Below are 20,752 nucleotides of genomic sequence, written 5' to 3'. Positions count from 1 at the left end.
AGTAATTTTAGAATGATGTCTTGGGTAATAGTTCCTCCCACGTTTTCTTTGGTCAATTTAATCAAGGAATCATAATGAATAATTTAATAAAGTTTACGATCCCCTTAATACTTATATTTAGCGCAAATTGTTACGCTGAAAAACATATTGTAGATGTTTGGCAATGTAAGCTGAAAGAAAATAAAACGATGAAAGATGCTGCAGTATTGAATGAAAAATGGGTAAAATTCATGAATGCTAATGTTAAAGGAGGCGGGATTAACTCCTATGATATGGAGCCTAGAGTAGGAAATCACAATGGGTTTATGTTTGTTGATGTCTATCCAAACATGCAATCTTGGGCAGCAGGGGAGAATGTAATGGAGAAAACAGAAGAAGGTAAAGCGCTACAAAAAGAGTTTAAAATGTTGTCAAAGTGTTCAAGTAATAGCTTGTACTCGTCAACAAAACATTAGCTAATCTATTGACGTATATGTCAGCTAACCATCGTTATATTTATACATAGCTGACATTATTTATGCTTACTGACTAGTTATCAAAGTCCAACTAAGTGAGTTAGCGTAATAGTGCTTAGTTCACATTCCGCCGAACGATTCATTAACAAAAGTCATAATAAAAAGTCACATTTTAGTTCATGATAACCTCCATTATCAGCAGGCCATTTGATAAGTGTGGTTGTTCAGCCATGTCCACTGTAGGTCAAAATATACAAAAAATTGTCAGTATAAGCTCTTAAATGCTAACTCCATATTAGTGGTAAAAGTGACAGTTTGCTTTGAATAGTTTTCTATATGTTTCAGTATCTCAGTAATATTAGTGGATAACTTCTATAGTTAAACTGTTTAAACCCTATAGGAAATAAAGTAATGAATTTAGCCAATATAGTACAACGTGGTTGGGAAGCTCTTGGTGCTGGAGATTTTGATACGCTAGTAACTGACTATGTAGAACAAATGATATTCATCATGCCAGGACAAGCTGATGTTTTAAAGGGGCGACAAGCATTCCGTTCTGCTTTAGATAATCTTGGGGAAATCCTGCCTCCAGGTTTCGAAATTACGGGGCTTCGTCAGCTCGAAGGAGAAAATGAAATTGTCTCTATTGTAGAGTGGAAGTCCGATAAGATGATAGCCTCTCAGTTGTCAGTCTTGTTCAAGTTTGAAGGTGATCAAATTTATGAGGAACGGTGGTTCGTAGACACTGAGCAATGGAAAAGCGTATTTTAAATTAGTTGATAAACATAACAAGAACTTCAAACGGAAAAATACAGTTGGCTTTCACTTCGTTCTTCTTTTGCCAACTATATTTACCGCTTAAGTCGGTGTTAGCTACTTCTAAACTTCACTGAGAGTATTTATGGCGATGGAATTAACATTTAAGCAAGCAGTAATACTAGCGATAATACCTGCCGCAATTTCTGCTTTATCAGCATACTTTGCTCAAAGTGCTGAACACTCGGCTACTAAGGCAGAACAATCAACAGCGAAAATTGAATTAATGCAGGCAATTCGGCAGGCGCGCTTAACTGAACGAGATTTAATAAGTCATGATGCTATAGGGCAAGGAGAAATAGCTTACCTAATTCCTGTTGCTGATAACCGATCTTGGGGTAGTTATTATAATTGTCGTAAAGGTGATGGATCTAGATATATTTGTGCAAGAAATCAAAAACAAATCATACCTGAATTAACCTCTGAAATAGTATCTAAAGAACTTGAAGGTGGTTACTAATACCGCTAACAAGGCATTGCATCGGGGGGATGAAATCCCCAATCGGTTTATCTTTAGCACTAATATTTATCAGCGCTAATGCTCCTTTGGTGCGTAGAGAAGACGAAAATCCCTAAGAGTATGAAAGTCAATTATACAATCATATAGCCGACATAAATTTATGCTGTTGATAACTATTTACTCAGCGTTATCATGAGCGATTAGCGTACTTCTAGATTGGAGAATGACTCTAGTAACTTAGGAACTATCCAGTCTTCAAATAGCTTAACTTTATTCCATGAAAATTGTTGTTCCGGCGCAACAAGATAAAGTGAATAAGGACTTTTGCAAGAGTAGTTGAGTAGTTTGACCAAACGACCTGTGCGTAAATGTTCGATGACTAAGCTAGTATTTACTAATAAGAAACCACGGCCTTGAACAGCACTATCAATCAAAGGAAGTGCATCATTCGTTTTAATTACGGGTACTAATGTTTCAAATTTAATATTTACGCTTTTACAATAATCTTGAAACCTTTCCTGTATTCCAATACTAGTGTCTTCTATCCAAGGCAAACGAAATACTTGCTCCGGGATGTCTTTATTAATACCAGTTAGTAACTCTGGGCTTGCAACAAATGTCAGATTATCATCATAGACTTTTTTTTGTACTAACTCAGAGTGACCACCTCTTCCCATACGAATTGCTAAATCAATATGTGATTGTTTAAAATCAATAAGTTCACTGGAAGGAGCAAGTTGCACCATTATTTCAGGATGTAATTTCTGGAACTCTTGAAGTCTAGGAATTAGCCAGAGAGAACTAAATGAATGTACTGTAGAAATACGTAAAACTTGTGGGTTTTGATCACCTGTAATGCTTTGTATACCGGATGATAGTTCTTCAAATGCTCTTTGTATGAAAGGTAGTAGTGTTCGGCCTTTTTCGGTAAGCATTGTGTGTCTATTTGTACGTTCAAATAGTTTTGATTGTAAGTTTTCCTCTAACGATCGAATTTGTTGGCTGACTGCTGCTTGCGTTACGTTAAGTTGTTCGGCTGCTTGTTTAAAGTTTTTAGATTGTCCCGCAGCCAGAAAAAACTGTAAGGACTTCAATGGTGGTAAATATTTCATACTTAAGGTTTTCTTAATTGAAGTTAATTTTATATCGTTTGTTTTTAAACCTTATCATATTTAATCTGTTATCTACACTTTAGAGATTAATCGAGAGAATAAATGAATGATTCATTAGTAAAGGCATTTAAAACCATGTATTTAACAAGTGTTTTTTTGTTTTGTGATTTAGCAAGCGCAGAACATTTCACTGTAGAGAGGGCTGAAAATTATCCCTATAAGAACCTAATTAATCGAACTGATAGTCTTAAAGTTTTCTATATCATGAGTGGTGAGAGCTTTAGCTGTAAAGTTGAAGCTATTTTAGACAACATGATGTGGGTATCCCCTGAAAAAAAAATTAGCAAAGAATTATTTTATAATGACCCTTTATCTAACTGTCTATCTCGAGAGAAGGCAAAACAGATACTATCTCAAACGGTGCTTGAGTTCGGGCAAGGATTGTAATAAGTGGATTCGATTAGACATGTAGATATCTTTTTAAGGGCTGCTGTTTGAGCACAAAGCAGTCTTTACATGGCTGCTTTTTCATATCAATTGAAGGTTAGGTTTGTGGCATAATTTGACTTACCTAATTGCTCGCTTTAGACAAAGCTATTATTTAAGAATGTTAGATTAAGCCTCAGCAATTATTATTATCCTGCTAGACTATTTTATTGTAGAAAATATAGAACTGGCGACCTAAAAATTATGCAGGTCATTTTTATGCATCTTCCTCGTGCATTTGGCCGTCGATTAACGTCATATTTTCAACGAATTTTTCATCATGCTTTGCCAATCGATAGCTGCCGTCAAACATGTTTTCTAAGAAAATACATTGCCCACCGCTAGCTTGTAGTTGGTCAAGTACTTCTTGAGGTAATTCAACGCCAAAGCCAGTGCCAACCTTTTGTAACGTAAGTTCAATCATGGTAATAATTCACCTATATAATAATACGTTAAGTACCTAGTTTGCATTTTTAATAAAATGCGCCAGTTCTAATTATAGTTGTTGAATTTCATTGCAACAAGGCGATTTATCGATATGCAGTTTGAAGAAAAACATTTTACAGTGATACTAATCTACAATATTCATGACCTCTCTGTGGCACAAGTGACGATTACACCCTCAGCTGCTTTTTGTCTGGTGCTAATCTTTATTAGTGCTAATGTTCCCTAAGCGCGCAGAGAAGAAATAAGAGTTTGACGTTTTGAGTGTTTGTCGAGTTCAACTGAACATCAGTTAGTTGATCTAAGCAAGTTGGCAGAGGAATTAAAAAGTTTTGTATAGCGGACGTTCCCAAAATCGTTTTGAGACGAATTCCATACCCAAAAGAGCAAAGTATAGTTACAGAACGAGAACAATATGTGACTGCAGCTAAGCTCATAATCCAAGTGTTTGTCTACTCTACATTAATCGAAGTAGGATCTTTATATACGTGAAATTTTTTCACTCATTACTTAAAAAAATTCGTTTGTCTAGATATACCTTTTTGAATTAATCTTTAAATATGTTATCGCAATACTGTCGCTAAGGAACATATATGAAAAGTAAAACTGTCTGGTATCTATACTGCCATATGATTGATGAGTGGAAATGCATATCATCAGGAAACCTTTCTGATATCAAGAAAGCACAAAGCATGTACATACAAAGTGGAATAACATCTCCATTGAGAGTTCAGCATAGTAAATTAGATATTTCGAATGATTAAAGTGGATAGGTATTAGTTAAAACGAAAACAATCATATTGCGCTGTATTTTTCGTTTTAACGCTCATTGAAAGTTTGATAAAAATAAAAACCAGTCTCGGTCTGTATGTATTGGCAAAAGTCACTGCCAATTAAAATATAGGTAAAATAGACGTCATTTTTCTTAAAATGAAAACACATGTTGGTATGTGATACTCCCCTTTTTGGTAAAAGTTAGGTACTTTTAAGTTAACAAAATCCGAACTAATTATTTTCCAAAGTGAACTTCTGCGTTATTGACCTATAGTTCTGTTTGGTCTGAATTTCTTAGCGTTTTCCCTTTATTCCACTAACATTACTGCATCCTCGACTGTCTTAAATTGGTGGTTTAGTTCACATTCATGTTTAACCGGTTATTGGCAATAGTTTCTCATCAAAATACTCATGTTCTTATCTATGGGGAACCTCCGCTATCGGGAAAATGTCAGAGGAATGTGTTTGATATGCCATGTCCGCTATAGATAAAACAGACAAATATTTTCGGTATAGATTCTCAAAGACTAACTTCAGCAAAGTGGTATTAGAGAATACTGTTCAGAAAAATATTAGTTTAAAGCGGAATTAGTTTGCAGATTTTCAGCGAGTAAGTCGATAAAACTTCTGACTTTTGCGGAAGAAAATTTATCCTCTCTATGTACTATATTAATGGGTTTGGCAGGATGCTCAAAATTTTCTAATAGTATTTTAAGCTTATTATTTTTAAGCTCTTCAGCAACTTGATATGAAATAATTCGGGTTATTCCTAAACCATTTTTTGCCGCATTAATTGCTGCCTGATTTGTAGTAACGGTCAACCTAGGGTTGATCTTTATCGTTTGATTTTTTTTATTAACCAGAAACTGCCAATCCGGATTTAGGCTACCGGTATTAGCCGCAATAAGTGTGTGCTGAGCCAACTCCTGACAGTTTTTTGGAATACCATTTTTCGCTAAATACTCAGGAGAGGCAACGAGTATCAACCTAACGTTACCGACCTTTTTTGCACGCATACTTGAATCAAGTAGCTCACCAATGCGAATGCCAACGTCATGACCTTCTTCGAGTAAATTAACCACTCTATCTAAGAAAACAGCATTAACTTGTGTCTGTGGATAACGCACTAAATAGTCGGTGATCGTTGGCAATACGAACTGCTGGCCAAAAAGTACTGGGGCGGTAACGCTAATTTTTCCTTGTGGGGTAGCGTTGATACCTAACGCAGCTTCGTTGGCAGTCTTTACATCTTGCAGAATTCTTTTTGCATCTTCCAAATAACGAGCACCAGCCTCAGTCATTCTGACATAACGCGTGGTTCTATTGAGCAACTTTACTTTTAATGTCTCTTCTAAGTGTGCGACTGCTCTGGTAACTGTGGGCGCAGACATATTGAGGCGTCTGCTCGCCACTGAGAAGCCTTGCTCTTCAGCAACGGCAATATAAACCTTCATTAAGTGGAATGTATCCATTGTCTGTCTCTTCGTTGATTATTTCAGTATTTGAAATAATCAATTGTAAATCATGATTATTCTTAATTAAACCGTTTTGTTTCACAATAGCTTCATCGCTTGGTTAGCCGCATTAAATCATCAGATGAGATGACAATAACTAAGCGTAATATTGCAACGTAGTAAAGAGTAATAACCGACAGTGCGTTGTTGAAAGATAGTTAGTAACACCATCATGAACATGAGCATAACGTTATATGTCAGTTCATATTTTATATTTTAATGAGAATAAGGAAGAACAATGAGTCGTATTAATTTAGTTACCCCAGAGCAAGCAAATCCAGAACAAGCAGAGCTTTATGCTGCGATAACAAGCCAACTCGGCATGGTACCAAATTTTTTAAAAGTATTTGCAAACTCACCTGCAGCCTTAAAAGCATTTTTAGGTTTACACTCTATAGCTAACGAGGGAGAGTTAACCTCTAAAACTAAAGAGCGTATTGCCTTAGGTTTAGCTGAACAAAATGCCTGTGAATATTGTGTTTCGGCGCACACTGCAATAGGTAAAGGCGTTGGTTTAACGGAAGATGAAATGGCTGAAAATAGAGCGGGTGGTAGTCAAGATGCACAAGCAGCTATCGCGGTGAAGTTTGCGCGTTCTTTAGCTGAGCACAACGGTGAAGTGACCACTGCTGAGTTACTTGAAATACGTAATGCTGGTTATTCAGATGCTGAGATTGTTGAAATTATTACTCATGTGGGCATGAATATTATGACAAATATTTTGGGTAAAGCAAGTCGTGTCGCGATTGATTTTCCTAAAATTTCCCTGCAAAAAGCATCTTAATAATAGTTCAAATGAACAGGGAGTTCATTTGAATTATTTCAATTTGAAAGTTTTATTCAGTAAAAGGTGGTTATCAAAACGTTATAGCTAACAACAATTATCAGCTGTCAACATAGTGTAACCATTTACTTAGATAATCAGTTTAATGATCCTGTAGGAGTCGACCATGGCACATAAATACGCACAATTAGCCTTTACTGAGACAGTAAGAGCAATGCAGCAAGAGCAGAATAGCCGAGCAGGTTATGCCAGTATGGACCAAGGTGAGGATTACAATTTTCTCTTATCCGCAGTTGAAGCCGAGTTTATTGCCCAACGAGATAGTTTATATATGGCCAGCGTTAGTGAAACCGATTGGCCTTATGTTCAACACCGTGGCGGACCTAAAGGTTTTTTGAAGGTGCTTGATGCTTCTACATTAGGTTTTGCTGATTATAAAGGTAATCGCCAGTATGTAAGTGCAGGAAATTTCCGTAATAATGATCGTGTTGCTTTGATATTTGTCGATTATCCAAATAAACGTCGCTTAAAATTGATGGGACGAATCAGTCAAGTAGCTGAAGATGATTGGCAAACACTTGCCAGTCTTGAAGATGATGATTATCGAGCTAAAGTAGAGCGAGGTTTTGTTATTAAAGTCGAAGCATTTGATTGGAACTGCCCACAGCATATAACACCTAGATATAGTAAAAGTGAAATTGAGTCATTAATTATTCCGCTAACGAATGAGCTTTCAGACCTAAAAGCACAGTTGAAAACGCAGCAGCTTGCCTCGTTATCAGGTGAAGGTTTATCAAAAAACAGTGCAGTAGCCAAAGTAAGCTTACCTGATTATCCGAAAATATCTGGAGAGGGAGAGTTACCGTTAGTTATTAGTGGTATTAGACAATTGACCCCTCGTATTAGAGCTATTGAGCTCAGACATGTAAAGGGTGAGGCATTACCTGCTTTTGAGGCCGGTGCACACTTGGCAATACCTGTAGTATTAAATGATGGGAAAGTTACGCACAGACATTATTCACTTTGTTCAAATCCCAGTAGAACTGATTGTTATGAAATTGCCGTACTAAATGATCATAATGAGTTGAAAGAAGACAATAACGTAGATAATAGCGATATTGAAGAAAGTGGCTCTGCGGTTATTCATCAATATTTCACACTTGGGCTCAGGTTAAACTGTGTACAGCCGCAAAATTACTTTCCCCTTGAACAGTCAACAGATCCTGTTGTGTTGATCGCTGGTGGTATTGGTATTACCCCCATTAAAGCAATGGCCTTAACGCTAACAAGTCAGCAGCGGGATTTTTCACTGCATTATTGCGGTCGCTCAATCGATGAAATGGCCTTCAGTGATCGACTAACTAGGCAACTAGGCGATAATTTACATCTATACGCGAGTGATGAAGGTAATAAACTAAATTTAGAAAAATTATTAACTAGCTCTCCAATAAATGCCCATTTTTACTTTTGTGGCCCGCAAAAGATGATAGATCAGTTGCTTGAACTGGCTCAACAGCAAGGAATAGCTAGTGCACGTCTGCATTTTGAACGTTTTGAGCATAAGATAGATGCTGCGGCAAAGCCCTTTACGGTAACACTTAAGCGCTCTGCAAAACAATTTACGGTGTCGGCCCAAGAATCTATTTTAGACGCAGTATTAGCTCAAGGTATTAATGTGCCTTACAGTTGTAAAACGGGCGAATGTAAAACGTGTGTTGTTCCTGTAGTTAACGGCAATGTTATCCACAAAGATGAATGTCTAACTAACACCGACAAAGTAAATAAGCTTATGTGTCTGTGCGTCTCTAGAGCTGCCCAAGATACGTTAGAGCTGGATCTTTAAATAAGGAAAAACTATTAAGCTTTAACAAGGGCATAAGCTTTTGTCTTATGGAGCCGCTGTAAGGTCTAGAACCCGCAGAATATTCAAATCGGTTCAGGTATTTTTTTAGGTGGGATCAGATAAAGGCAAAGTCTTAATAAATTTTCCCACAGCTTAATTCTATTTATTAAAATGGCCGAGAAAACACATTTTCATGACTACCAATGTTCACTGTTTAGTTTACAGTGAATATTTCTATCTAGCGGAAAACTGTAACTATATTCATATAAAGTGTAAATATATGTAATAATTAGCAAAGTTCGCAATATTTTAATGAAATATATCTAGGTAGGTATTATGAAATTCTTGGCCATTACTTTAGTTTTTATGTGTTTTTCATCATCATCTTTTTCAGCTGATGATGAAGCACTAATAAAAAAAGTTAATCAATTAGAAAAAGAAATACAGGCGCTAAAAGATTCAGTTAACTCTGCTGATAGTGAAGTAGAGTTAACAGTAGATAAAAAAGAAGATACGGGTATTAAGTTAGGTGGGGCAGTCCGCTTTCAGTATTCTTATGAAGACTATAATGATGATAATACTAGCCGAGGAGGCGATTTAGATTTTGATGTTTTCCGTCTTGATTTAAATGGTGAAGTTGGCGGGGTAATTTTATCTGCTCAATATCGCTGGTTTCAATACATGAATGTAATTCATCATGCTTGGGCCGGTTATGATTTTGATGAAAAATGGCAAGGTCAAATAGGTATAACACGTGTGCCATTTGGTAACTTGAACTACAACTCACATAATTACTTTTTTAGTAGTAATTATTATGTTGGTTTAGAAGATGATTATGATGCGGGTATCAAGTTTATTAGAAAAACTGATGAACATGATTTAAGGATCGCTTTTTTCTTTACTGATGAAATGGGCGGCATCGATGGCTACGTAGATGATAGATCAGATCGATACTCTTACGATATTGTTGGTGTTCGTGCTAATGATGAAGGTATTTATGACGAACCTGACAATGCAGCTGCCGAGCATAATACAATAAGTTTACGTTATGCCTATCAGTTATCGAATGTTGAACTGGGCTTCTCTTACTTAAGCGGTGATTTGCGTGACTCAAGCTCATCGATAGGTGAACGAACTGCTTATGCGATACACAGTGATGCACAATTTGATCGTTGGAACGTAAAGCTACAATATACCGACTATGAGTATGATTTTGATGAATACTCGCCCTCCATTGCGGTTGGAGCTTACAGTTTTTATGATTCCATTCCAAGTGAAGCCAAGCTTTATACTGTTAATGTTGCCTACTTACAACCTGTTGAATTTGGACCTATTACCTCATTAAATTTTTATAATAATTATAATTTGATGACAGATAAGTCGGGCGACTTTAATAATGACACTATTATGAACGTCTTGGGCGTCGCTATTTCAGCGGGTGGACTTTATACCTACGTTGATTTGGTTAGAGCAAAAAATCAGCCATTTGTCGGTGGCACCATGGCAGGCGATAGTGATGACTGGCAAACAAGATTTAATATTAATTTTGGTTATTATTTTTAAGTCTCACTTTAACTAGAAACTTTAGTTAACTCTCAGTTACCACTAAAGGGCTAATATTCAATTCCTTGAATATTAGCCCTTTTCATTTTCTAATCACTTTTCCATTCTGTTAAAGTGCAAGCATAAGTTGTCCTAGCTCTTCAACACCCCTTGTTGTTAATTGTTCTGCTATCTCTTTTTGTACTGCTTTCGATTTGTTTTGACTGAGCTTAAATCTGCCTTCAAGGTGAGTAATATTAATGCTAAAAATAGTAATAGCATTAAGCATTTTTTTAATAGCAATTGCTGGAGCCTCTTCTATAGACCATGGCTTATCGATGTTGTTTGTCGAACGACGTTGCTCGAAGTAAGCGGTACTCGCTGCCATATATTGATACTTATCATCACTATCCTTTACCTCATGGGCGATACCAGATACATGTACCTTGGCATAATTCCAAGTGGGTACGCTTTGCGCATGGCTATGTTGCTTAGAAACATCCCGTGGTGATATGTATGCATCTTCACCATGAAAAACTAATTGAAGGGCTACTGTTGATGAACGCTGTAGCACTTTGGCTAACGGGTGATGATTACTCACATGAGTCGTAAGCGTGCTTCTTTCTAGTTGCTGTGTGTTCGTGTTAGAAGTCTTGAGAGAAAAGTGACAAGGAATATGACTAACGTCAATCTCTGATTCATTACTAAATAGTAATGTTGCTAAGGGGTTACTCTCAATAATCTCATGATAATGGGTAATGTTTTCTTCATTTGCTTGATAATGCTTAGCTGGGTACATAACTGAATTCCTCTTGGTTTTTTCCTGTGCTTAACAAGTGTCGTTTTATTTGAGGCCATTCATCATCAATGATGCTAAATAATGCAGTATTTCTATAGTTACCATTCGGTGCTCGGCGATGTTTTCTTAAAACACCTTCAAAGTGACCACCAATACGGGCAATCGCTTGTCGAGATTGTTGATTATCTTCATGAGTACAAATTTCAACACGCGCCATGCCCAAGTGTTCAAAGGCATGTTTTAGCATTAAGTATTTTGCATGAGAGTTAACGTAACTTCGCTGGAATTCAGGGGTGATAAACGTATGACCAATCTCAATGCTCTTATCTTTGTCATTACATCGAAACAAACGTGTTGAACCAATTATTTTGTTAGTTCTCTTATCAATGGTGACAAAGGCGATCTGTAAACCTTGGGTCATTTCATCAATTGCTTCTTTCATCCACGCCGCTGCAGTCTCTGGATTTTGACAACGATTTATTGGCATATGCTGCCATACTTGTGAGTGATTTCCTGCCGATAAAAAACCTGTTAAGTGCTGCAAGTTCATTGGTTCTAATTTTAGTAAACTGGTTTCTAACGTGGTTGGCTTTAGCCTTGGTTGTAACATAAGTTGCTCCATAAAAGGTTAGGTAATAGTTGTTATTATGCTTGTTATTATGATTGGTTTTGGTATAACTACTACAACCAGATATTGATAACTTGGTAGACCAGATTGAAAGCGTTAACGTTGAAAGTATTTTATGAAAACTCGGATCCTAATAAATCGTCATCGAAGCAAGCAAAGTATTTGGCGATTGCTGATGCCTTGAGAAAGGCGATTAGAGAAAGACAGATTGCGCCGACAGAAGCATTACCTTCTGCACGAAAACTTGCTCAGCAGTTATCGGTAAATCGTCATACTATTATGGCGGCCTTGGCTGAGTTAGTAGCGCAAGGCTGGGTTGAAGTAAGAGAGCGTTCAGGTTATCGAGTAGTAGAAAACCTGCCAATTCAAGGCAGTCGTACAATAAATAAAGTGGCGAAAACACCGCAAAGTTTTGACTGGAAATTTCGAGTCAAACAAACCTTTGCTGTTACGCCAAAAGTTAAAGCGAGCGAATATCCTTATAACTTCTCTGGTGGCCAGCCTGATATCAGGAAATTTCCTTTTGATGAGTTTAAAAGTCATTTTTCACAAACGTGTCAGCGGCCTAAAATAGATGATTTAAGTTACGGTGATAGTCGCGGAGAAGCTGAGCTTATTGAGGAAATAGCCACGTATTTACGACGCGTTCGCTCGATTACTGATAAAGAGTTGATGATTTGCAATGGCTCACAAGAAGCCTTGTATATGATTTCACAGTTACTTCTACAACCCGGTGATAAAGTTGCGGTTGAGCAGTTAGGTTATCCACCAGCTTGGGCTGCCTTTGAGCGCACAGGTGCGACATTAATTGCTGTTAAACAAGATGAACGGGGCATAAGTCCTGAACATTTAGTGCAAGTATTTGCAAAAGGTAAGGTTAAGTTGCTTTATCTTACGCCATTACATCAATACCCAACGACTGTCTCTTTAGATATCTCTAGGCGTATGCAAATTTATCAATTAGCGGTGCAATACGGTGTCGCCATTGTAGAAGATGATTATGATCACGAATTTCATTATGACAGCCAGCCGATTGCACCTATGGCTGCTGATGATCCTGCAGGTTTGGTTATCTATATATCTACCTTTTCAAAACTGATGTTTGGTGGCGCACGTATTGGCTATGTTGTGGCAAATAATGCCCTAATTGAGCAAGTGGCGGCTTATAAAATGGTAATGAACCATAAGTGTAATGTTTTAGTTCAACAAGCGGTGGCTAAGTGGATGCAGCAAGGTGGCTTTGAAGCACATTTACGACGCATGACACGTTTATATCAAAAGCGTCGTGATTTTATGGTTCAACAGCTAAGATCCTTTCAAGATAAAGGCTTACCAATACATTTCGAAGTACCTGCTGGCGGTATGGCAATATGGCTTGATACCGGTAAGTCGATTATTGGGCTAAAAGAGAAGTTACTTCCACAGCAAGTGTACTTACAAACCGAAGTGGAATTTAGTAGATTTAATGAGTTGCCTGATGACTTACCTAGGACAAAATATCGGTTTATCCGGCTGGGTTTTGCGGCAATGAATGAAGCAGAAGTTACCCAAGGATTGGACATAGTGATGAATACTTTATATGGCTTGGCCAGCGAATAAGTTTATTAAAAAGTGATACCCTAGAGGGTTAAGAAGTAAGTTGAAAGAAGTCATTTCCGTGACTTATTTCAACATCACTCCTTGGTCATAGGAAAACCCTGAACTTAATGTGCTTCATGATGTGTGTGTAGAGCCCGTGTATTCTGGCTGGCTGAAAACCCTTGATTAATCATAGCTGCTAAAAATGGCGTTGATTCGTTATCGCCAACATCAGCATAATCAGTACTTTGATAACGTGAATATTCAGCAAAGAGTACTGCGATTTGTTCGACGCTACCTTGATAATTTGTTAATGACCACTGGCGAGTCAAAGTTGGACTCTTGAGCTCGAAGAACTTGACTAACTGAAGGTTAGGTAACCAAACTAATTGATATTCTGATGTTTTAGTCTTATGAAAATAATGCTGTTCTAATTGGCAACCTGAATTTTTTTGCTCGACAAGCTGCATTTTATCTAAATCAGGTGTCGCCACTAATTGAAAAATATCTTGCCATTTCGGCTGATATCTTAATTCATTTGATTGATACTCAATGGTGTGTTGGTATTGCTCAAAAGCTCTATTTAACGATAAACGATTGCCCTTGTGCGACCAAATATCATTAACGCCTTGGTTAATATCTCGCTGCAAGACTCTATTATTGTATCGGTGTAATTCAAATAATTGTGTTTGTTTAGCTGCCAATGTCTGTATTTTGTTTCCTTCACTATTATTGCTTTTCTGTTGGTCAAAGTCATAATAAGCACTAAGCACCTTAGGTAATATTTTGCATTCGCTGGCAGTACTGCTGACTGACATGGTTACCGCTAATATTGTGAATAGCAGTAGGGTTAATCGTGATACAGAGATAATTTTCATACTAATATTGCTCTCATAAGAGATAGGTGAGTTGGTTAAAAAATATAAAGTAAAGTGAGTTAGGGGAAGTACAAGGAAGCTGCCTATTTTTATAGGATACGACAACTTCCTTTGGTACTACTTTTAAGCCTATTACTACTAAACTGGCTGCTTAAAGGCTATTTAGTTTATTGCCTTTTCAGCTTGTTTGACTAAGTCAGCGGCATAATCCATTACATGGAAAATAACACTTTGCTCATTTGTACCGGTAACTAAGTGAGCGCCAGGCCCCATTGCATAAATACCAACATCTTCACCTGCATGTGTCTCTGAGCCTCTTGGTACTAGAGATTCTTGGTGGAAACCTGCTGAATTTGTATCAACCAGAGTGAGGTCCTGACGCCCTGTTATCGCATCACCGTTATATCCTTCATCGGCATCAGTTTCTGAGCCTAAATCTCTAAAACCTTTACCGTTGGTATAACCTAATGTGGTGTAAGGCATGCCATCCTTTGCTAAGCTTGGTTCAGTTTTTCCTACACTCACGACTTTACCTAAAATTGGATTACCACGTTTTGGATAACCTGCCATGGTAAATACATGACTATGATCGGCAGTAACAATAATCAAGGTTTCTTCAGGGTCAGTGTTTTCAACAGCAGCTTGTACTGCATCAGCGAATGCGATGGTATCGGTTAATGCTCCGTGCGCACTCCCTGCATGATGGCCATGATCTATGCGACCCGCTTCAACCATTAAGAAAAAACCTTCTTTATTATTATCCAGTATATCAATAGCTTTGTCGGTCATTTCACGTAAAGAAGGTTCACCCGAAATATCATTTTTTCGGTCGGCTTCGTATTGCATATGTGATTCATTAAATAGTCCGAATAAACGTTGCGTTGCATCGGCATCAACGGCATCAAAACCTGCTTGGTCAATGACGAAACTGCCTGTTGGATATTGTGCTTGCCATTCAGCGGTTAAGTCTCGACCATCGGTTCTATCACCTTCGATAGAACTGGTGGCATCAGCAGTATTATATGCTGCGTCCTTTGGTAAGAAGTGGCGTCTTCCGCCACCTAGGACAACGTCGATACCATCAACATCAGTACCGGAGAAACGGCTCTCAATATCACTTTCAAAGCTGATAAGCTGCGACGCTATGTCAACACAACCAGCGGCAATAGCTGTGGCAGGCATGTCTGAAATATCTTCCCAATTTCTCTCCGCAGATTTAGCATAGGTTGCTGCGGGCGTTGCATGAGTAATACGAGCCGTAGAGATAATACCCGTTGATTTCCCTGCAATCTCAGCCAATTCTAATGCTGTAACCAGTTCATTACCTGATGCAGTAGCACAATCGCCACGCTTAATGGCTTCGGCAACACCAATGACGCCTGCATCGGTTTTAACACCTGACATCATCGCTGTCATCGTGCCAGCAGAATCAGGCGTTTGTGCATCAACATTGTAGGTTTTTGCAAAACCAGAGTAAGGGAATTTATCAAAACTTAACTCGTGTTCTTCACCTAATTTTCCTAATTGCTGTCCTGCTAATATACGTGCGGCAGTAACGGTTGATAAACCCATGCCATCACCGACAAATAAAATGACATTCTTTGCTTTACCGCGAGCATTAACCAAAGATTTAGCATTTAACTGCGCTTGGCCTAAAATATTTTGTCCTTGTTCATACCAAAGGTTATTGGTCGTCGCGGTCAGTGATGAACCCTGCATTTGAGTCACTGTTGGTTTACAAACAAATTCTGTTGTTGTAATTTCACCCGCGTCTAAAATACCTGAGCTATCGCTATCTAAGCCTGAATCAATTTGTACGCCACCGTTAAGACATTGTTCGTGACCAATAGTAACTAAGGTTTGGCTGATTAAACTGCTTGTACCTTGGGTACCGTTATCACCACTTGTTCCGTCGCTGCCATCACAACCTGCTAATGCGGCTAACACGGCTAATGAGATTAAATTTAATGTTTTATTTGATTTTTTATTTAAGGCTTTCATTGTTAATTCCTTTCTATTAGCAAGTTACTGAGCAATTAAGCCAAGAGATTGATTGATGATGTGAAAAACAACACTTTGCTCGATAACACCTTGTGCTAAATGAGCACCAGGGCCTGAGGCATGTAGGCTGATATCTTCACCAGCATGGGTTTCTGAACCCAATGGTATTGCTGCTTCTTGATGGAAACCTGTTGAACTTGTATCAACAGTGGTTAAGTCTTGACGACCAGCAACGGCATCATCGTTATAAGCAAGGTCGGCATTGGTTTCATTAACTAAATTCCTAAAGCCTTTACCGTTGGTATAACCTAAGGTGGTGTATGGCATATTGTCGTTAGCGAGTGCCGGCTCAGTATCACCAACATTAACTACCTTGCCTAATATCGGATTGCCACGTTTAGGGTAACCTGCAATGGTAAATACATGACTATGATCCGCAGTCACTAATATTAAGGTTTCTTCGGGGTTAGTATTGTTGATAGCTGCTTGTACAGCATTTGAAAACTCTATGGTATCGGTCAATGCATTGTAGGCAGAGCCTGCATGATGGCCATGGTCAATGCGTCCAGATTCAACCACAAGAAAAAAACCTTTGTCATTGTTATCTAAAATATCAATGGCTTTGCTAGTTAGCTGAGTTAATGAAGGTTCACCAGCAATATCATTTTTGCGGTCTGCTTCATATTGCATATGAGATTCATTGAAAAGTCCTAATACGCGCTCAGTGCTAGTGGCATCAATAGCATCAAAACCCGCTTGGTCAATAACATATTTACCGTTTTGATACTGCTCTTGCCACTTGGCTGTTAGGTCAATGCCATCAGTTCGATCACCTTCAATAGCACTACTGGCATCGGCGCTGTTGAAGCTTTCATCTTTAGGAAGGAAATGGCGACGACCACCACCAAAAGCGACTTCCATGCCATCAACATCAATGCCAGGGAAACGCTGTTCTAAATTTTTCTCAAAATCAATAAGTTGTGTTGCAATATCAACACAACCAGCCGTTACTGCAGCCTCAGGCATGTCAGAGATATCTTCCCAGTTGCGATCGGCAGATTTTGCATAGGTAGCAGCAGGCGTTGCGTGGGTTATGCGCGCCGTTGAAATAATGCCCGTTGATAAACCTTTAATTTCTGCAGCCTCAAGTGAGGTCACTAACTCATTACCTGCAACTGTGGAGCAATCACCTCGGGCAATATCTTCATCCACACCAATAACGCCGACATCTGTTTTTACGCCTGACATCATGGCTGTCATGGTACCAGCAGAATCTGGCGTTTGAGCGTCGACGTTGTAGGTTTTAACTTGCGCTGAATAAGGAAAGGTTTCAAAACTTAAATAACCTTCTTCTCCTGATTTACCTTCATTTTGTCCAGCTAAAATTCGTGCCGCGGTTAAGGTAGATAAACCCATGCCGTCACCGACAAATAAAATGACGTTTTTTGCTTTATTACGCGGCGTTAGTTTAGTTTTAGCGATAACAGATTGTTCGCCATCTGCAAACCACTGACTGTTTTTTTGTACGTCGGGTAAAACGCCAGCAACGGCGACGCTAGAGAGTAAAAATGATGACAAGGCTGAAAGTGAAACCCACATTGAGTTCATAGTGCTTCCTTTGTTTTTAATTTAAGGTTAGAAGTTAGGAAGTTAATGCGCATGCATTAACTTCCTCAGTATCCTAGTGATTAAAAATGACAGTTTGGTAAAGTAAAGATGAATGAACAATGAAGGATTTGTAACAGCATTGTGACAAGGTAACAGTGGTAAGCTGCTCAATAGACAATATAGAGTGCTCGGAGGGGAATCACATAAGGTAACAATTTCATCTTGCTATTAAGGCGAGTTTACGAGATAAACTTAGTTATACATTATGTTAATGTATAACTAATTTAACTAGATAATAGAGACTTAGGTGTTAGCAGAAATTTTAGTGGGGCCAATTTTACGACGTTTAACATCACAACAATTAGTGTTGTGGTGGCTTAGTCCGTTTGAGTGTGGTGGAGAGCTCTGTTGTTACTTAGGTAAGGATAGCTTAAGTAATGAAAACCTAAGTAACGATAATTCAACCTATGATGACGCCTTAACCAAGTCCCAAGATACACATACCCCATATAAAAATACTGTAGATACAGACAAATTAATTTTTACCGCAGTACTTGATGAAAGTACTTTAACGACTTTTCGTGTTGGTGAAAAAGCTGTTGTTCATTTATTGGATGTAAGTATTAACTTACCGGCAGAGACTTATATTGAATATGATTTACGACTTGTAAACTCAAGTGATAGCTTTGGTTTTAGTGACAATAAGGCTCAAGACAGTATCGATATTAGCGCTACTACTCGCGCTGAAGAGAGTAGTAAATGCCTAGCTGATATTATTCCGCATTTAGCCTATAGCAATAAAAGTCGCCCCTCCTTTATTATCCAAGAGAATATAAATAATTTACTTCATGGCTCTTGTCGTAATCCACATCATGAGAGCCCTGATAGCTTATTAGCAGGCGATCAATTAGTTGGAAAAACCTTATCAGATGTTGAAAAAAGGCCGGCGTTGTTGATGATGTCTGGCGATCAAATTTATGCTGATCATGTTGCCGGCGTAACACTCCATGCAATTCACCAAGTGATCGCTTTATTAGGATTAAATGATGAAAGTTTTAGTGATGACAATTTAGCTGAACAAGGCATTACTTGCGGTAGTGAGCTTTATCAGTTTAGTGAACAATACTTTCAACGGGAGTTACTGTTACCTAAAAGTAATTCACCCGCCGCTTTTTTTACATCAAGAAACCAACAAGCCATTTTTACCTCCACCTATGCTCACAATCATGTGATGACCTTTGCTGAGAATATGGCAATGTACTTTTTAGTGTGGTCACCGACCCTATGGCAGCAGGTGACATTGGAAGATTTTATTGTCCCTGATAAATACCAAGCGATTCATCAGCAAGAGTTAGCCGCAATTAAAGGTTTTATTAGTGGTTTAGATAAAGTGCAGCGCTTACTTGCGCACACACCAACCTACATGATTTTTGATGATCATGATGTTACCGATGATTGGAATTTAACGGCTGCATGGGAGCAGGCTGCTTATCAAGACCCGTTGGCAAAACGTATTATCGGCAATAGTTTGTTTGCTTATTGGTTATGCCAAGGTTGGGGTAATGATCCTAAACAATTTGAAGGGGATTTTTATGCAGTTGCTAATGAGTACCAAGTGGCAAATGTTAATCAAAAAGAACCAAATTCAGCGCAACAAGACGATGATTCACAAGGATTAAGTTCGCAAGCCTCATGCTCGCAAGATAGGTTTATTGACTATCTATTGAAGTTCTCCCATTGGCAATACACCCTTGATAGTCAGCCTAAGTTAGTCGTGCTTGATAGTCGAACGCGTCGCTGGCGCTCAGAACAAGCGTTGGATGACCCTTCAGGATTAATGGATTGGGAAGCTTTATGTGAATTACAACAAGAATTGATAGGCCATAACGCTATCTTATTGGTATCACCAGCACCTATTTTTGGTGTTAAGGTTATTGAAACTATTCAACGCATTGCCACTTTAGCAGGACACCCCTTAGCAGTAGATGCTGAAAATTGGATGGCGCATCCAGGCGCCGCGAGTACCTTGTTGAATATTTTCAAACACCCTAAAACACCAGAACACTTTATTATTCTTTCAGGCGATGTGCATTACTCTTTTGTTTACGATATTGAATTGCGTTTTCGTCACCATTCACCCCATATTTGGCAAATTACTTCGAGTGGTATTAAGAACCAATTCCCTCAACCGCTCATTGGTTTATTTGACCGAATGAATCGTTGGTTTTATGGCCCTTATTCCCCCCTTAATTTATTTACAAAACGTCGCTTTATGCGTATTAAAGGACGTAAGTTAATGGTTGATGAGCAAGAGCAGAAATTGAAGTTAGGTCACCAACGTCTGCAAGCTAAAAGTGGCTTGGGTTATTTAGAGATCCATGATGATGGCTCGCCACATTTTATAGCAGACTTGCATTGTGATGGCAGTAAAACTGTTTTCATAGAAACTAGCGAAGAGCTGCTTCCTTAGTGGTTTTTCTTTACCGGTAACATACGTGTTAGCGTGTCATCTTTTTGAATGTAATGATGCACTAACGCTGCTACTGCATGAAAGGCAATCAGATAATAACCCCATGAGCCAATTTCTTTGTGCCAGCCTTCTAATACTTTGCCAAAAGGTTTGTCATAGGGAATAAGAGCGGGTAACTCTAATCCGAAAAAGGGAATGACTTTGCCTTTTGCACTGAGCACAAACCAACCAAAAATTGGCATGGCAATCATGAAAACATAAAGCACCAAGTGCGCCATATGGGCGCCCCTAGCTTGAATAACTGAAAGTGGCGGGGTTATTTGGGGAATAACTTGTACACTGCGTAAATAGAGGCGCGCACAGACTAAAATAAATACCGATAAACCAAGCATGAAATGCCACATCTTGAAGAGGTCTCGCAGTTCAGTACCTTTTTCAAAAAACACTCTGCCTTCAATACTGGCAAAAACAAAAATCATTAACACCACCATTAACCAGTGCATTTTAATTGAAAGCGAACCATAGTGATTTTGAGTGTTTTTCCAAGTCATGAACAGTTC

The 20,752-nt window shown here is 38.4% G+C and carries 18 protein-coding genes; 9 read left to right on the top strand and 9 right to left on the bottom strand.

What is annotated here, in order from left to right:
• The first annotated feature begins 74 nt into the window (after positions 1–74).
• The 3 genes from CXF79_RS17635 to CXF79_RS17625 all read left to right on the top strand — a co-directional run bounded on the left by CXF79_RS17635 (position 75) and on the right by CXF79_RS17625 (position 1,731).
• Positions 75–455 carry a hypothetical protein gene (locus CXF79_RS17635; protein WP_041737119.1) on the top strand — a complete coding sequence of 127 codons (381 nt, stop codon included), beginning with the start codon at positions 75–77 and terminating at the stop codon, positions 453–455.
• 411 nt (positions 456–866) lie between these two features.
• Positions 867–1,226, top strand: coding sequence for a nuclear transport factor 2 family protein (locus CXF79_RS17630; RefSeq protein ID WP_101156883.1), 360 nt, complete (start codon positions 867–869; stop codon positions 1,224–1,226).
• Between the two features lie 130 nt (positions 1,227–1,356).
• The gene (locus tag CXF79_RS17625; protein WP_011044690.1) at positions 1,357–1,731 is read left to right on the top strand and encodes a hypothetical protein; all 375 of its coding nucleotides are present in this window, start codon (positions 1,357–1,359) and stop codon (positions 1,729–1,731) included.
• 200 nt (positions 1,732–1,931) lie between these two features.
• On the opposite strand, the gene CXF79_RS17620 is transcribed toward CXF79_RS17625, so the two are convergent.
• Entirely contained in the window at positions 1,932–2,843 is a 912-nt protein-coding gene (locus CXF79_RS17620) for a LysR substrate-binding domain-containing protein (RefSeq protein WP_101156881.1), read from the bottom strand.
• Between the two features lie 102 nt (positions 2,844–2,945).
• Here CXF79_RS17620 and CXF79_RS17615 point away from each other — a divergent pair, with 102 nt between their 5' ends.
• Positions 2,946–3,290 carry a hypothetical protein gene (locus CXF79_RS17615; RefSeq protein ID WP_101156879.1) on the top strand — a complete coding sequence of 115 codons (345 nt, stop codon included), beginning with the start codon at positions 2,946–2,948 and terminating at the stop codon, positions 3,288–3,290.
• 256 nt (positions 3,291–3,546) lie between these two features.
• On the opposite strand, the gene CXF79_RS17610 is transcribed toward CXF79_RS17615, so the two are convergent.
• Together CXF79_RS17610 and CXF79_RS17605 are read right to left on the bottom strand one after the other, a co-directional pair.
• Positions 3,547–3,753, bottom strand: a complete 207-nt coding sequence (locus tag CXF79_RS17610) for a hypothetical protein (protein WP_011044687.1) — start codon at positions 3,751–3,753, stop codon at positions 3,547–3,549.
• Positions 3,754–5,119: 1,366 nt separating this feature from the next.
• Positions 5,120–6,019: a LysR family transcriptional regulator gene (locus CXF79_RS17605; protein ID WP_198560095.1), complete on the bottom strand. Its 900-nt coding sequence runs from the start codon at positions 6,017–6,019 to the stop codon at positions 5,120–5,122.
• A 280-nt stretch (positions 6,020–6,299) separates the two neighbouring features.
• Between CXF79_RS17605 and CXF79_RS17600 the strand changes: the two genes are divergently transcribed.
• The 3 genes from CXF79_RS17600 (at position 6,300) to CXF79_RS17590 (ending at position 10,251) form a co-directional block, all read left to right on the top strand.
• Positions 6,300–6,845 carry a carboxymuconolactone decarboxylase family protein gene (locus CXF79_RS17600; RefSeq protein WP_011044684.1) on the top strand — a complete coding sequence of 182 codons (546 nt, stop codon included), beginning with the start codon at positions 6,300–6,302 and terminating at the stop codon, positions 6,843–6,845.
• 166 nt (positions 6,846–7,011) lie between these two features.
• Entirely contained in the window at positions 7,012–8,688 is a 1,677-nt protein-coding gene (locus tag CXF79_RS17595; RefSeq protein ID WP_101156877.1) for a 2Fe-2S iron-sulfur cluster-binding protein, read from the top strand.
• A gap of 336 nt (positions 8,689–9,024) precedes the next feature.
• Entirely contained in the window at positions 9,025–10,251 is a 1,227-nt protein-coding gene (locus CXF79_RS17590; RefSeq protein ID WP_041737118.1) for a porin, read from the top strand.
• 109 nt (positions 10,252–10,360) lie between these two features.
• Here CXF79_RS17590 and CXF79_RS17585 read toward each other — a convergent pair whose 3' ends face one another.
• Entirely contained in the window at positions 10,361–11,029 is a 669-nt protein-coding gene (locus tag CXF79_RS17585) for an FMN-binding negative transcriptional regulator (RefSeq protein WP_101156875.1), read from the bottom strand.
• On the bottom strand, positions 11,016–11,639 hold the full coding sequence (locus tag CXF79_RS17580) for a GNAT family N-acetyltransferase (RefSeq protein ID WP_101156873.1): 624 nt from the start codon (positions 11,637–11,639) through the stop codon (positions 11,016–11,018). The genes CXF79_RS17585 and CXF79_RS17580 overlap by 14 nt, the downstream gene beginning before the upstream one ends.
• 120 nt (positions 11,640–11,759) lie before the next feature.
• Between CXF79_RS17580 and pdxR the strand changes: the two genes are divergently transcribed.
• Positions 11,760–13,256: a MocR-like pyridoxine biosynthesis transcription factor PdxR gene (gene pdxR / locus CXF79_RS17575; protein WP_232769237.1), complete on the top strand. Its 1,497-nt coding sequence runs from the start codon at positions 11,760–11,762 to the stop codon at positions 13,254–13,256.
• Positions 13,257–13,360: 104 nt separating this feature from the next.
• Here the strand turns inward: pdxR and CXF79_RS17570 are convergent, their stop codons facing one another.
• The 3 genes from CXF79_RS17570 to CXF79_RS17560 all read right to left on the bottom strand — a co-directional run bounded on the left by CXF79_RS17570 (position 13,361) and on the right by CXF79_RS17560 (position 17,722).
• The gene (locus CXF79_RS17570; protein ID WP_101156870.1) at positions 13,361–14,113 is read right to left on the bottom strand and encodes a hypothetical protein; all 753 of its coding nucleotides are present in this window, start codon (positions 14,111–14,113) and stop codon (positions 13,361–13,363) included.
• Between the two features lie 162 nt (positions 14,114–14,275).
• Complete coding sequence (locus CXF79_RS17565; RefSeq protein WP_101156868.1) at positions 14,276–16,114, bottom strand: alkaline phosphatase; 1,839 nt, start codon at positions 16,112–16,114, stop codon at positions 14,276–14,278.
• A gap of 24 nt (positions 16,115–16,138) precedes the next feature.
• The gene (locus CXF79_RS17560) at positions 16,139–17,722 is read right to left on the bottom strand and encodes an alkaline phosphatase (RefSeq protein ID WP_011044676.1); all 1,584 of its coding nucleotides are present in this window, start codon (positions 17,720–17,722) and stop codon (positions 16,139–16,141) included.
• A gap of 307 nt (positions 17,723–18,029) precedes the next feature.
• Here CXF79_RS17560 and CXF79_RS17555 point away from each other — a divergent pair, with 307 nt between their 5' ends.
• Positions 18,030–20,192, top strand: coding sequence for a hypothetical protein (locus tag CXF79_RS17555; protein ID WP_101156866.1), 2,163 nt, complete (start codon positions 18,030–18,032; stop codon positions 20,190–20,192).
• Here the strand turns inward: CXF79_RS17555 and CXF79_RS17550 are convergent.
• Complete coding sequence (locus CXF79_RS17550; RefSeq protein WP_101156864.1) at positions 20,189–20,743, bottom strand: cytochrome b; 555 nt, start codon at positions 20,741–20,743, stop codon at positions 20,189–20,191. The two genes, CXF79_RS17555 and CXF79_RS17550, sit on opposite strands and share 4 nt — an antisense overlap.
• Between the last annotated feature and the right edge of the window lie 9 nt (positions 20,744–20,752).

Source organism: Colwellia sp. Bg11-28, from assembly GCF_002836245.1.
In the GTDB taxonomy this organism is placed as follows: Bacteria; Pseudomonadota; Gammaproteobacteria; order Enterobacterales; family Alteromonadaceae; genus Colwellia; species Colwellia psychrerythraea_A.
This window is presented reverse-complemented; position numbering and strand designations above follow the sequence as displayed.

What these genes read in the sequence shown, in the direction of transcription:
- CXF79_RS17635 (WP_041737119.1), top strand. Translation starts at nt 75, where the DNA reads ATGAATAATTTAATAAAGTTTACGATCCCCTTAATACTTATATTTAGC.
- CXF79_RS17630 (WP_101156883.1), top strand. Translation starts at nt 867, where the DNA reads ATGAATTTAGCCAATATAGTACAACGTGGTTGGGAAGCTCTTGGTGCT.
- CXF79_RS17625 (WP_011044690.1), top strand. Translation starts at nt 1,357, where the DNA reads ATGGCGATGGAATTAACATTTAAGCAAGCAGTAATACTAGCGATAATA.
- CXF79_RS17620 (WP_101156881.1), bottom strand. Translation starts at nt 2,843, where the DNA reads ATGAAATATTTACCACCATTGAAGTCCTTACAGTTTTTTCTGGCTGCG.
- CXF79_RS17615 (WP_101156879.1), top strand. Translation starts at nt 2,946, where the DNA reads ATGAATGATTCATTAGTAAAGGCATTTAAAACCATGTATTTAACAAGT.
- CXF79_RS17610 (WP_011044687.1), bottom strand. Translation starts at nt 3,753, where the DNA reads ATGATTGAACTTACGTTACAAAAGGTTGGCACTGGCTTTGGCGTTGAA.
- CXF79_RS17605 (WP_198560095.1), bottom strand. Translation starts at nt 6,019, where the DNA reads ATGGATACATTCCACTTAATGAAGGTTTATATTGCCGTTGCTGAAGAG.
- CXF79_RS17600 (WP_011044684.1), top strand. Translation starts at nt 6,300, where the DNA reads ATGAGTCGTATTAATTTAGTTACCCCAGAGCAAGCAAATCCAGAACAA.
- CXF79_RS17595 (WP_101156877.1), top strand. Translation starts at nt 7,012, where the DNA reads ATGGCACATAAATACGCACAATTAGCCTTTACTGAGACAGTAAGAGCA.
- CXF79_RS17590 (WP_041737118.1), top strand. Translation starts at nt 9,025, where the DNA reads ATGAAATTCTTGGCCATTACTTTAGTTTTTATGTGTTTTTCATCATCA.
- CXF79_RS17585 (WP_101156875.1), bottom strand. Translation starts at nt 11,029, where the DNA reads ATGTACCCAGCTAAGCATTATCAAGCAAATGAAGAAAACATTACCCAT.
- CXF79_RS17580 (WP_101156873.1), bottom strand. Translation starts at nt 11,639, where the DNA reads ATGTTACAACCAAGGCTAAAGCCAACCACGTTAGAAACCAGTTTACTA.
- CXF79_RS17570 (WP_101156870.1), bottom strand. Translation starts at nt 14,113, where the DNA reads ATGAAAATTATCTCTGTATCACGATTAACCCTACTGCTATTCACAATA.
- CXF79_RS17565 (WP_101156868.1), bottom strand. Translation starts at nt 16,114, where the DNA reads ATGAAAGCCTTAAATAAAAAATCAAATAAAACATTAAATTTAATCTCA.
- CXF79_RS17560 (WP_011044676.1), bottom strand. Translation starts at nt 17,722, where the DNA reads ATGAACTCAATGTGGGTTTCACTTTCAGCCTTGTCATCATTTTTACTC.
- CXF79_RS17550 (WP_101156864.1), bottom strand. Translation starts at nt 20,743, where the DNA reads ATGACTTGGAAAAACACTCAAAATCACTATGGTTCGCTTTCAATTAAA.